The sequence below is a fragment of the Sulfurimonas limnophila genome (genome assembly GCF_059705345.1).
In genome coordinates, this window is the sequence record NZ_AP046127.1 from 2,108,582 (window position 1) to 2,120,905 (window position 12,324).

At 35.5% G+C, this 12,324-nt stretch carries 14 protein-coding genes; 4 read left to right on the forward strand and 10 right to left on the reverse strand.

The genetic code is table 11. The features are described 5' to 3' along the window. Positions 1-19: 19 nt before the first annotated feature. The 7 genes from AC6H33_RS10740 to glmM form a co-directional block, all read right to left on the reverse strand. On the reverse strand, positions 20-1,531 hold the full coding sequence (locus AC6H33_RS10740; RefSeq protein WP_497604887.1) for a YifB family Mg chelatase-like AAA ATPase: 1,512 nt from the start codon (positions 1,529-1,531) through the stop codon (positions 20-22). Positions 1,532-1,615: 84 nt separating this feature from the next. Further along, the gene (def, locus tag AC6H33_RS10745) at positions 1,616-2,143 is read right to left on the reverse strand and encodes a peptide deformylase (RefSeq protein ID WP_497604888.1); all 528 of its coding nucleotides are present in this window, start codon (positions 2,141-2,143) and stop codon (positions 1,616-1,618) included. A gap of 16 nt (positions 2,144-2,159) precedes the next feature. After that, positions 2,160-3,209 (reverse strand): GGDEF domain-containing protein, encoded by a 1,050-nt coding sequence (locus AC6H33_RS10750; protein WP_497604889.1) that lies wholly within the window; start codon positions 3,207-3,209, stop codon positions 2,160-2,162. A gap of 21 nt (positions 3,210-3,230) precedes the next feature. After that, a complete protein-coding gene (gene clpP / locus AC6H33_RS10755) occupies positions 3,231-3,821 on the reverse strand; it encodes an ATP-dependent Clp endopeptidase proteolytic subunit ClpP (protein WP_497604890.1) in 591 nt (196 codons plus the stop codon). A gap of 4 nt (positions 3,822-3,825) precedes the next feature. Then, complete coding sequence (tig, locus tag AC6H33_RS10760) at positions 3,826-5,127, reverse strand: trigger factor (protein ID WP_497604891.1); 1,302 nt, start codon at positions 5,125-5,127, stop codon at positions 3,826-3,828. Positions 5,128-5,298: 171 nt separating this feature from the next. Beyond that, a complete protein-coding gene (gene lspA / locus AC6H33_RS10765) occupies positions 5,299-5,760 on the reverse strand; it encodes a signal peptidase II (RefSeq protein ID WP_497604892.1) in 462 nt (153 codons plus the stop codon). Continuing rightward, positions 5,753-7,093, reverse strand: a complete 1,341-nt coding sequence (glmM, locus tag AC6H33_RS10770) for a phosphoglucosamine mutase (RefSeq protein WP_497604893.1) — start codon at positions 7,091-7,093, stop codon at positions 5,753-5,755. Before glmM ends, lspA begins: the two co-directional genes overlap by 8 nt. Before the next feature lie 145 nt (positions 7,094-7,238). Here glmM and rpsT point away from each other — a divergent pair, with 145 nt between their 5' ends. Together rpsT and prfA are read left to right on the forward strand one after the other, a co-directional pair. Then, positions 7,239-7,499: a 30S ribosomal protein S20 gene (gene rpsT / locus AC6H33_RS10775; RefSeq protein ID WP_497604894.1), complete on the forward strand. Its 261-nt coding sequence runs from the start codon at positions 7,239-7,241 to the stop codon at positions 7,497-7,499. Between the two features lie 13 nt (positions 7,500-7,512). Continuing rightward, the gene (prfA, locus tag AC6H33_RS10780) at positions 7,513-8,580 is read left to right on the forward strand and encodes a peptide chain release factor 1 (protein WP_497604895.1); all 1,068 of its coding nucleotides are present in this window, start codon (positions 7,513-7,515) and stop codon (positions 8,578-8,580) included. On the opposite strand, the gene dapF is transcribed toward prfA, so the two are convergent. The 3 genes from dapF to AC6H33_RS10795 are packed head-to-tail and all read right to left on the reverse strand — an operon-like array spanning position 8,577 to position 10,494. Continuing rightward, positions 8,577-9,350, reverse strand: coding sequence for a diaminopimelate epimerase (gene dapF / locus AC6H33_RS10785; protein WP_497604896.1), 774 nt, complete (start codon positions 9,348-9,350; stop codon positions 8,577-8,579). The genes prfA and dapF overlap by 4 nt on opposite strands. Then, the gene (gene coaE / locus AC6H33_RS10790; RefSeq protein ID WP_497604897.1) at positions 9,347-9,949 is read right to left on the reverse strand and encodes a dephospho-CoA kinase; all 603 of its coding nucleotides are present in this window, start codon (positions 9,947-9,949) and stop codon (positions 9,347-9,349) included. The genes dapF and coaE overlap by 4 nt, the downstream gene beginning before the upstream one ends. Next, a complete protein-coding gene (locus AC6H33_RS10795) occupies positions 9,949-10,494 on the reverse strand; it encodes a spermine/spermidine synthase domain-containing protein (RefSeq protein WP_497604898.1) in 546 nt (181 codons plus the stop codon). The genes coaE and AC6H33_RS10795 overlap by 1 nt, the downstream gene beginning before the upstream one ends. A gap of 160 nt (positions 10,495-10,654) precedes the next feature. Here AC6H33_RS10795 and AC6H33_RS10800 point away from each other — a divergent pair, with 160 nt between their 5' ends. Both AC6H33_RS10800 and AC6H33_RS10805 read left to right on the forward strand, forming a co-directional pair. Beyond that, positions 10,655-11,992 (forward strand): FAD-dependent oxidoreductase, encoded by a 1,338-nt coding sequence (locus AC6H33_RS10800; RefSeq protein WP_497604899.1) that lies wholly within the window; start codon positions 10,655-10,657, stop codon positions 11,990-11,992. A gap of 117 nt (positions 11,993-12,109) precedes the next feature. Beyond that, positions 12,110-12,292 (forward strand): YgaP family membrane protein, encoded by a 183-nt coding sequence (locus AC6H33_RS10805; protein ID WP_497604900.1) that lies wholly within the window; start codon positions 12,110-12,112, stop codon positions 12,290-12,292. Positions 12,293-12,324 lie beyond the last annotated feature (32 nt).

Consider the following 12,324-nt stretch of genomic DNA (forward strand, 5'->3'; position numbering starts at 1 on the left):
CTTGGCTGGGAGATTGCTCCTAGCCTCTTCTTCTGTAGCTCAAAGCCTCTAAAATATGCCTCTTCTCAATCATAACACTATCATCTAAATCAGCAATAGTTCTAGATACTCTTTGAACTTTTTTTATTGCTCTAAAAGAGAGAGAAAACTGCATTATTGCTCTTTGCAAAACAGCCTCCGCCTCCTCATCTAGCGTACAATATTTATCAACCTCTGCATCATTTAACTTTGCATTAAATGTTCTTTGTCCTCTTGATTTCACTATTTTATGAACCTCGATAACTCTTTGGTGCATCTCTTTTGAACTTATCGTTGCTTTATCCTCTAAAGAGACATGTTGCATAACAACACAGAGATCTATCCTGTCTAAAAATGGTTCTGAGAGTCTATTTTTGTATCTTTGAATCTCAAGTTCATTACAACGACACTCTTTATCTTTATGAAGTAAATTTCCGCACGGGCATGGGTTCATAGCACTTACAAATAAAAAATCACTTGGGTACTCTATCTTAGTATTTACTCTTGAAATTCGTATCTTATTATCTTGCAGCGGCTCACGCAATGCTTCTAAAACACTCTTGGAGAAGTGTGGCAACTCATCAAAAAACAAAATCCCACGATGTGCCAATCCAACTTCTCCAATTTTTGCCGTGTAACTACCTCCGCCAAATACACTAGCCGTGGTAGACGAGTGATGAGGGGCTCGAAAGCTTCTAAGAGGTCTAAAAAGCGGTTCTTTAGCCTCAAGCGCATCTAGCTTTGCAAGTTCTAAAACCTCATCACTGCTAAGAGGAGGCAGTATATATCTAAGCCTCCCAGCTATCATGCTTTTTCCACACCCAGGGCTTCCCTCCAAGAGTATATTATGAAATCCAGCAGCACTTATAAGTGCTGCTCTCTTTGCCACTTCTTGTCCTTTTACATCTAAAAAGTCTTCAACATACTCTTCATCAAAATAGTATAGTTCATCATCCACGCTTACGCTTGGATACTCTATTTTTTTATATATAATGTTTGGCATAGCGTTAGCACTATTTTTTAGAAGTTCTATAGCCTCATTTAGACTCTTCACACCATAAAAATCTATATTTGGTATATTTGAGAGCTTCGTTAAACTAGCATATGGAACTATCGCTTTTTTAATAACCTTTTGATTTGCCAATGAGAGCAAAAGCGGGTATAGCTGAAGATTCTCTTTTACAACACCATCAAGCCCAAGTTCTCCAAAAACAAACCACTCACTTAAATCATCCTCAATACAATCAAGTGCGATTAATAGCGCCATGCTAAGATCAAACTGGCTTCCCTCTTTTTTCACATCACTCGGAGCCAGATTTATAGTTATACGTTTTGGAGGAAATGTAAACTCATTACTAAGTAGTGCAGATTTTACACGCTCTTTTGCTTCATTTATTGACGCACTCGCCATCCCGACAACACTAAAAGATGGCAATCCTTTTGTAAGTGTGGATTCAACATAAACAACCTTAGCTTCGATGCCCTCGTATGTGGCACATGCAACCATTTTCATAGTATCAACCTATATTAAGTTGATACTATTGTACTATTTAAATTTTTAGTTGTGATAAAGTATGACAAATTGTCATAAATGAAGTTAATTTTTTGAGAGTTTTTTCTCTTTTTGAGCTCTTTTGTACTCTTTTTCAAACTTTTTTCTGCGGGAGTATGAGAGTTTATCTATAAATAAAACTCCCTCAAGGTGGTCTATCTCATGCTGAATTGCGATACTTAGCAAGCCCTCTGCTTCAATTGTTTTTGTGTTTCCTTCTCTATCTTGATAGTTAACACAAACTCTCTCAAATCTATTTATATCTTCATAAAAACTAGGCACACTCAAACAGCCCTCTTGATATACAGTATCTCCCTCTTTCATGGTTATTAAAGGATTTATCATCTCTATGAGGGAGTCACGTGACTGCTCATCATTATCATCTGGAATATTTAAAAGTAAAACCCGCTTTGCATGTCCAACTTGAATTGCAGCCAAACCTATCCCTTTTGACTCTATCATCGATTGATACATAGCATCAAGAAGCCCATGCAGCTCTTTATCAAACTTCTCTACAACTTTTGATTTTTCTTTTAATCTCTTATCTGGATATTCTACTATTGTTAATTTCATTTTTACTAAAATTCTCTTATTTATTTCTCAATAAAACTGCATAATCTAATTTAGGATTTTCATACGCTTTTTCTACTGCATCCATAGAGCTAACAATTATCTCTTCTACTGAGCTATTTTCTGTTACATCTGTAATGCCTATAGAAATTTTAAGTTGGATTTCTAAATCTGCTAAAAAGAAATTACTATTTGATACAAGTTCACATAGTCTCTCACTTGCCTTTTTTGCGCTCTCTATGTCAGTGTGTTTTAAAAGCATAACAAATACGCCATTACCGTAATGTGTAACTATATCACTTCGTCTTGAAGTCTTAAGAAGAAGTCTAGCTACTGTTTTTATCATAAGCGCTATAGCTTTATCATTTGCGACACTTGCTTTTAAATCACGAGCGAGCTCAATCATAATAAGTGAGCTTTTATGTTTAAATTTTCTTATTAAACCTATCTCTTGCTCAATTTTACTCATTAAGTAGCGCTTATTATAAACGCCATATTGATTGTCAAAGATAGTCTCGTTTTCAACATTTTTTATAATTTTTGCAGTATCGTCATACATTGTTTTAATACTGCCGCTCTGTTTTTTTAGTATCTCATTTAATTTTACTATATCTGAACCAAGAGAGGCTGCTATACTTTTAGCTTCTTGTTTATCCGAATCTTCTTCTAACTCTTGTTTTCTTTTTTCAAGTATCTTAGTCATAAGAGCCATGTTTTTATATAAGTTAGCAGTAATACTAAGAATATTTTTGATATAAGAGAAGCCTTGCTTTAAGCTCTGCTCAATCATGATAGAGCTCTCTGCGTCATTGTTCTCTTCAAGTTCTAAAATAGAAACGATATGAGAGCGCATATTTTGACTTTTATCTTCTAAGAGTCTGTCAAAATATAGTGCAAAATTATTTGGAGTAGGTGGCAGTCCGTCTTTTAAAAGAGTTCTTAAAACTTCTTTTGAATATGTTTCAAGTTCACCTTCTGGTTCAGCACTCACAACTTTATCTGTAACTGCTGCAGATGGTTTTGTGGCTACATTATCACTACGTAACTTAGCTCTTAAAGTCCCTGACATACCGACTCCTTTTTTTGTTGACTACTCTTTACTCTTCTTTAGCAAAACTTCATCTATCATGCCATACTCTTTTGACTCCTCAGCACTCATAAAGTTGTCTCTGTCTGTATCTTTTTCTACTTTTTTGATACTTTGCCCGCTGTTTTTTGCCAAAATAGCATTTAATTCCTCTTTCATACGAAGAATTTCTTTTGCTTGTATTGCTATATCAGTAGCTTGACCTTGAGCACCGCCAAGAGGTTGATGAATCATAATTCTAGCATGAGGAAGAGCGTAACGCTTCCCTTTGGCTCCACTTGAGAGTAAAAATGCTCCCATTGATGCAGCTTGACCAACACATATCGTAGCAACATCTGGACGAATATAGTTCATAGTATCATAAATAGCCATCCCAGCAGTAACTACACCGCCTGGAGAGTTTATGTAGAAGTAGATATCCTTTTCTGGGTCTTCAGCCTCTAAAAAAAGCATTTGTGCTACTATTGATGAAGCAACAGCGTCGTTTACCTCTCCGCTTAGCATAATGATTCTATCTTTTAAAAGACGAGAGTAGATATCATAAGAACGCTCACCACGAGCCGTTTTTTCAACTACATAAGGAATATAACTCATCTAATTAAGCCTCTTTTATCTTTGAGTTAAGAATCTGCGTAAGCACCTTATCCTCAACCATTGACATCTGAATTGCAGGTAAATAACCAGCATTTTTATACTTATCGTAAGCTAATCTTGGGTCTTGCCCCATTTGCATCGCTTCATAATAAATTGTCTGCATTACTTCATTTTCATCTACTCTAACTTTTTGTGCAGTTGCAAGTGCATCTATGATAAATGTAGCTTTTACACTTTTTTGAGCATCATCACGGAATGTTTCACGAAGTTCTTGAAGTTTATCAGCATTTTCACGAAGTTCTTTAATCTCATCTTCGCTCATTGTGCTTGCTTTTTTATTTAGTGAAACATCTATCTCTTGTTCAACCACAAACTCTGGCAAGTCAAAGTTGATTTTTGTAACAAACATCTCTAAAAGTGCAGGTTTTAAATCTTCATTGTAAAGTTTAGCAAGCGCTTCATTTTCTAGTTGAATTTTAAGTTGAGTTCTTAAATTTTCTAAACTCTTATCATCTTGACCAGCAAGCATTTTTGCAGCAAAAGCTTCATCAATTTCTACTTTTACTTTCTCTTGAATGTTATGAAGCTTTACTTTAAACTCAGAATCTTTTCCTGCTAATTTATCAGAACCATAATTTTCTGGGAATGTTACTTTTATAACTTTTTCTTCGCCAATTTTCATGCCAGCAACTTGCTCTTCAAAACCAGGAATAAATTGATTAGATCCAAGAACTAGTGCGAACTCTTTTGCAGCACCACCTTCAAAAAGTTCTCCATCAATTGAACCTTCAAAGTCGATTATTGCGCTATCGCCATTTTGTGCTGCTCTTTTGTTCTTTAAATCAACAAATTTACCTTGTGAATCAGCTAGTTTTTCTAATCTTGTCTCAACTTCTTTATCACTTATAACAGGCTTCTCAAACGGAGTAACCATGTCAGCATAGTTATCAAGATTGATTTCTGGTCTCATAGCAACTTTAACAGTTACTTCAATTTTATCATCGCTTTTATCAAATCTTGTGATATTTGGCTCCCCGATTAATGAGCTCATTGCTACTTTTAACTCATCAAGTCCCTTATTTAAAACTTCACGAAGCGCTTCAGCTTCTGCATCTTGAATTAAACGCTCACCATACTGTTTTTTTACAACAGCTACAGGAACTTTACCCTTGCGAAAGCCTTGAACAGAAGCAGTTTTTGTTAAATTTTTAGCAATTTTTTCTATATTTGCGTCTATTATTGTTCTTGGGATTTCTGCTTCAATTTGAGCATTTGCACTATTAGTTTTGTTTGTTTTGATTTTCATCAATTTCCTTTTTATTTGATTTTATTATTTTACTAAAAGCCAAAAAGATAGCTCTCTTTAGCCACACTAGCCTATATGGCACTAAAAATTTTAAGCTCTAGACATCAAAATCTAACCTTAAATTTCATTACAATTTTGGCAATATTACCTTAAATCTGCTTTTATCTATCTTTAGGTCTGGCTTTTACAAATCTTAGGCTTAAAATTAAGCAGAAGAATCCATGCAACAGCCACATCTATCATCACATCAGCAAAATTAAACACAGCAAAATCAAATCCGCAGTGCCAGTAAACCATATCCACAACCCCGCCATGAATAAATCTGTCATATATATTTGAAAATGCTCCGCCAAGCATCAATCCAGCCGCAAAGGCATAACATGAATTATTTAAAAAGAGTATGTAGCCAAAAACTCCAAAAACCAAAACAAGTTGAATATATTTTAGTGACTCTTCCAAAAAGGCAAACATTGAAAAAGCAACACCTTTGTTGTAGACCAATATCAAATCTATACAATCACTATAATATCTATAACCATCCACAAAAAGTGACTTTATATTTTGATCAATTATAAAAATACCCACTATCGTAAGTATTAGTATTGTTATATTGCGAAGTGTTTTATTAGGCATTTAGGGCTTTTTGAAAAAACTCTACCATTTCATCCATGTATAGATTCATTTTTTTAGCATCTTTACATTCAAGCAAAACTCTTAACTTATTTTCAGTTCCTGAGTAGCGAACAAGATGATGAATTCCGTTTTCATCGAGCTCTTTTAATTTTTTTTCAAGTCCATCTATCTCATTTAGAGCTTTTTTTACCTTGACTTTTATATTTACAAGTTTTTGAGGATATAGTGCAAATGGGCGAAGCGCTTTTGAAGCTTTTTCCCCACGCTTCAGCAATAGCGCCAACACTTGTAAAGCAGAGACTAAACCATCTCCTGTTTTTGCATAATCACTTATTATTACATGTCCGCTTTGCTCACCGCCAAAGTTGATTCCCTCTTTTTTCATCATCTCTAAAACATTTTTATCGCCAACATCTGAGCGAAAAAGCTTTAACCCCTTCTCAGACATAAAATCATCCAATCCTCTGTTGCTCATAACAGTTGAGACAATTCCATCACCTTTTAGTGTCCCTCTCTCACTCATAAAAGAGCCAAGAGCACCAAGAAGCTGGTCTCCGTCTACTACAACACCATTCTCATCTACTATAACAACTCTATCGGCATCTCCATCAAGAGCGATACCTAAATCTGCTCTATACTTTACAACACTATCACAAACATCTTTTGTATGAAGCGCCCCACAGCCATCATTTATATTAAAACCATCGGGCTTATTGTGTAAAACAATAACGTCAGCACCGAGTTCTTCCAAAACTGTTGGACCAACTATATAACCTGCACCATTTGCCGCATCTAACACTATGCGCATACCTCTAAGAGACAAATCTCTTGGAAATGAGTTTTTTAGCTGAACTATATAGCGTCCAACAACATCATCAATTCTTTTTGCTTTACCTATATATTTACCTTGAGTTTGAGCTTCTAAAATCATATCTTTATCAAGATATATCTTCTCAATCTCTTCTTCAACACTATGTGAGAGTTTATCTCCACGCCCATCAAAAAATTTAATCCCATTATCTTCAAAAGAGTTATGAGATGCACTTATCATTATCCCAGCATCACAGCGCATATTTTCAGTTATAAATGCGATAGCGGGAGTAGGCATAGGACCGATTTGAATTACATCATACCCTATGGCAGTTAGTCCACTTACTATCGCATTTTCTATCATATAACCGCTTCTGCGTGTATCTTTGCCAACCAAAATTTTATTTGTTGTAGAGTGTGCTTTAAAGTATATCCCCGCAGCCATCGCTACTCGCATAGCAAGTTCTGCACTCAAAAATGTACCTGCCTCTCCCCTAACTCCATCCGTTCCAAATAATTTCATGATATTTTCCAAATTTTAAAGTGCTGTATTTTAACACATTTAAGCAATAATGTCGAAATAGTTGGATTCTAGCTTGGCTTTAACTTAATTTTAATTATTTTTAAGCTAATATTCTGCACTAAATTTTTATGAGAAGGACTCATGCATGGCAAATCACAAGTCATCAGTTAAGAGAATTCGCCAAACTATCGTTCGTGCAGAGCGTAATCGTTTTTACAGAACTCGTCTTAAAAACATTGTAAAAGATGTTCGTTCTGCGGTTGAAGCAGGTAACAAAGAAGAAGCAACGTCAGCAATTGGCGTAGCAAACAAACAAATTCAAAAATTTGTAAGCAAAGGTATCTTGAAAAAAGAGACTGCTGCAAGAAAAATTAGCCGTCTGCACAGAGCTGTAAACGCTATATAAGGTTAACAACTAAATGTTAGCCGATAAACTTACCCCGTTTATCAATCGTTATAATGAACTTGGCGAAATGCTGAGTTCACCCGACATAACTTCCGACATCAAAAGAATGACCACCCTCTCAAAAGAGAGATCCTCCCTTGAAAAAATCGTTGAAAAAGCACAAGATTACAAATCTGTAATTGCTCAAATCAATGACACAAAAGAGATGCTTTATGATGCAGAAATGGCAGAGATGGCAAAAGAGGAACTCAAAGAACTTGAGATACAAATCCCTATTTTAGAAAACGATATAAAACTTCTTCTTCTTCCAAAAGACCCAAATGACGATAGAAATATCATCGTTGAGCTTCGTGCTGGTGCTGGTGGAGATGAAGCAGCTATATTTGTTGGAAATCTTTTTGAAGCGTACACTCGTTATGCTGATTTAAAAGATTGGAAAGTTGAGATTTTGAGTTCTTCACCTTCTGATGCAGGTGGATATAAAGAGATTATTGCTCTTATTCGAGGGGAACAAGTTTATAGCAGATTGAAATATGAAGGCGGAACTCATAGAGTTCAGCGTGTTCCAGCAACTGAATCACAAGGACGTGTGCACACCTCAGCAATTACTGTTGCAGTTATGCCTGAAGTTGATGACGTTGAGATACAGATAAATGAAAATGATTTAAAGATTGACGTTATGCGTTCATCTGGCTGTGGCGGACAAAGTGTCAACACTACAGACTCTGCCGTTAGGATTACCCACTTGCCAACGGGTTTGGTAGTGACAAATCAAGACCAAAAGTCACAACATAAAAACAAAGAAAAAGCTATGAAAGTCTTAAAAGCAAGACTTTATGATTTAGAGATGCAAGAAGCTATCGCAAAAGATAGCGCAAACCGCTCAGCTCAAGTTGGAACTGGCGATAGAAGTGGACGTATTAGAACATATAACTATCCACAAAACCGTATGAGTGATCATAGAATTACACTAACACTATATAGATTGGCAGAAATTATGCAAGGCGGACTCATGGATGAGATTATTGAACCGCTAATAGCTGACCACCAATCAAAAATAGTTGAAGCAGCTGGACTCTAAAGAGAGTCTATCTCTGAGCTAAAGACGCTTCTTACTCTACCTCTAAATGTAATCGTTCTATCATTTACCCCAAGATATAGGGTCTCGCCGCTAGTTGGATAGACTTCTATATCATTACCAACCATTTTTTCGCTATACGCTCTGTAAAAACACGCAGCCATACCAGTCCCACAAGCCAAAGTCTCATCTTCAACGCCACGCTCATAAGTTCTGACTCTTAAGTTTTTACCTTCTATAAAAGCTATATTTACATTTGCATTATATTTATCTCTAAGCTCTCTTGCTTCAGCAATATCGAACTTTGTTATATCTTTTGTAAAATGAACTAAATGTGGAACTCCAGTATCAAGAAGCCACCATGATTTGCCATTTTCTAAAATCTCTTTATCTATAATCTTTGGAGGAGTTAGTTCGCTCAAAACCATATCTCCATCAACCACAGCTTCTATAACCCCAGCACCTGTTAAAAATTTCATTACATTTTGTGCCAACTCATTTGCATAAGCATAGTGTGCACAAGCTCTTGAACCATTTCCACACATATTGGCTTCACTTCCATCAGAGTTGTAAAATTGCCACTCAAAATCAATCTTTGATTTATCTCCTCCAATCTCATTTTCACTCTTAGGAAGAAGCACGATGAGCCCATCTGCTCCTATGCCGTTTTGTCTATGGCATAGTTTTTTTGCAAGAACACTTCTATCTTTTTTAACAAATGTATGAAAAATTACAAAATCATTTCCGTTTGCACTATATTTTGTTACTCTCATTTTTTCTCCAGATATTTAGCTTTTATCTTCTCTACAAACTCTTCGCACTCACGTTGAAGATGTTTCAAATCCCCTGAGTTATCAATCACCCAAGTTGCTCTTTTTTTCTTCTCTTCTATATCCATTTGGGACTCTATGCGTCTGAGTGACTCTTCTCTGGAGAAACCGTTTCTTTTTATAAATCTCTCTAGTTGAAGCTCTTTTGGAACATATACAACAACACTCTCTTTTATATCATAAGCACCACTCTCAAAAAAAAGCGGAATATCTATGAGATATGGAAACATAAAACTATCCTGCTTTATACTTCTTTGCTCTATCTCCGCTCTTATTTTAGGGTGTAAAAAACTCTCTAGCTTCTTTTTTGCTGCGCTATCGGAGAAAATCAGAGTTCCAAGTTTAGAACGATTTACACTCGCACCATCAACAAACTCATCCCCAAAATTTTCCCTAACCCACTCACAAGAAGCATCAAGTATATCATGCGAAATTGCATCAGCATCTATAACTCTCATGCCATTTAGTGACAAAAGAGAAGCAACAGTACTCTTTCCAGTAGCAATTCCTCCACTTAGAGCTATAGCATACTTAAATGCCATTAGTTTTTAATGATTCCCAAGTACTCTTTACGGATGTAATTCCCCATAGCAAAAGACGCTACATGTATATCACAGTTATAGTAACTAAGGCCATCAATCATATCTGCACGTTGCAAAATCACATCTGCTGTTGGATGATACTCTTTAGAAGCCAAAAGAGCTGTTTTACCATTACCTATGTTGTATGGCATTATGATTTTAAAATACTTTCCAAGCGTCTTCATCAAACTCTTATTAGCTTCAACGTTATCCAAAGATGGATGAGCAGTTACAAACTGTCCATCTTTTCTAAGAACTCTATTTATATGTGACAGATATGCCTCATCACTACCCATCTCTGAGATAATAACATCAAAACTAGCATCGCCCAAAGAACTTATCTCGTTCAATGAGCAACCACTTGTTTTTAAGTTTGACTCTTTATGTCTTACTACTTCTGCACTAAGCAACTCAACTTTATCGCTTATAACTAAAATATCTTTTGCCTCTTTTGACGTACACAAAGGCACGTGCACCATCATTTCATTGTAAATAAAATCTCTCATTTTTATAATTTCCTAAGTTGTTTTGCGCGATTTTAACATATTAGAATTAAAATATCTAACTTAATTTTAGCGTCACGACTTTTATCTATGCTTAAAATAAGCTATCAGTAAGTCATATAATGATAATATTATCACAATTTTCAAAATCAAAGGGACTCTCATGGCTATATCAAGAAGAGGTGTTTTAGCGCTAGGCACTTTAGCGGTTGCATCTTCAGCTCTTAATGCAAGCACAAAAAATTCAACCCAAAAAACAGACAAAAAAACTAACTCCAAAACAGACTACAAAGCGGCACTGCCAGATACCAAAAATCCAAGAGTTGTGGTAGTTGGTGGCGGATGGTCTGGACTCTCAATCGCAAAATATACAAAAGTTTTCGCACCAAATGCTGATGTTGTTTTAGTTGAGCAAAGACATGAGTTTATCTCTTGCCCTGTTAGTAATTTATGGGTTGTTGATAAAGTGAAACTTGAGTATCTAACTCATGACTACCTACAAGCAGCGCGAAAAAACAACTATACATACTTCCATGCGACAGCTGTTGATTTAGACAAAGAAAACCAGATACTAAAAACTAGTGAAGGAGATATCAAGTACGATTATTTAGTATTTGCTCCAGGTATTGAGTATGACTACTCTCGTTGGACAAAAGATATAGCTTTTGAAAATAGATTAAGACAAGAGTACCCAGCTGGATTTATCCCTGGCTCAGAGCACATGACACTAAAAAATAAAGTCATAAACTTCAAAGGCGGTAATTTTATACTAACTGTTCCTGCTGGAAATTATAGATGTCTTCCTGCGCCGTATGAGAGAGCATGTGTTATAGCTGACTACTTTAAACAAAAAAAACTAAATGCAAAAGTAATTATACTCGATGCAAATAACACCATAACCATAAAAGAAAAAGGCTTCCAATCAGCATTTGATGAGCTTTATGCAGACTATATAGAGTATGTTCCAAACGGCGTAATTACAAAGATAGATTTAGATAACAAAGTTGTTCATACAGAGTTTGATGAGTATGAGTTTGAAGATGCTGCATTTTATCCTCAAGTAAGAGGTGCGAAGATTTTAGAGAGAGTAGGTCTTGCAAAAGATGCTAAAAATAAAATGGAAGCTTACATCAACGAACTCACGTACGAGGCAATTGATGCTAAAAATGTATATATTACTGGCGATTCTCGCCCAATGGGATTTTCAAAATCAGGTAACACTTCTAACTCAGAAGGAAAATATGTAGCCTCTTTAATAGCACAAAAGATAAATAAAACAAAAAAAATAAAGTGGGAATCACCAACTACTACATGTTTCTCTGCTATTTCAATAGCTCCAGAAAAAGCGATTTATATCTATACACAATACGCTTACGATAAAGATATTGTATTTAGCTTTGCAGATACAATAAGCGGTGAAGATTGGAAAAAAGATGGTCTTCAACATGCTACATCACTCTATAATTGGGCTGATGCAATGTATGACGATATGTTCAACTAACAAATACATTCATAAGCAGAAGAGATGTTTTTCATTTCTTTTGCTTATTTTCTTTCGATAAACAAATCTCTGATATAATCCGCACTCTAAAATCAAAATATACAAAATGGAGTTAAAATGAATTTTGACAAAATCAGAAAAAACTGTAGAATCATTAGAATTGTTGCTGGTTTAGCGCTTATCGCTACTGGATTTATAACTGGCAATGCATGGTTCTACTTAGGTGCTCTGCCTTTAGCTGCTGGGATAGCCAACTTCTGCCCATTATGCATCATCACTAAAAAATGCTCTATAAAGTAAATTAACTCTGGCTTTAACTCTCATTAGATATA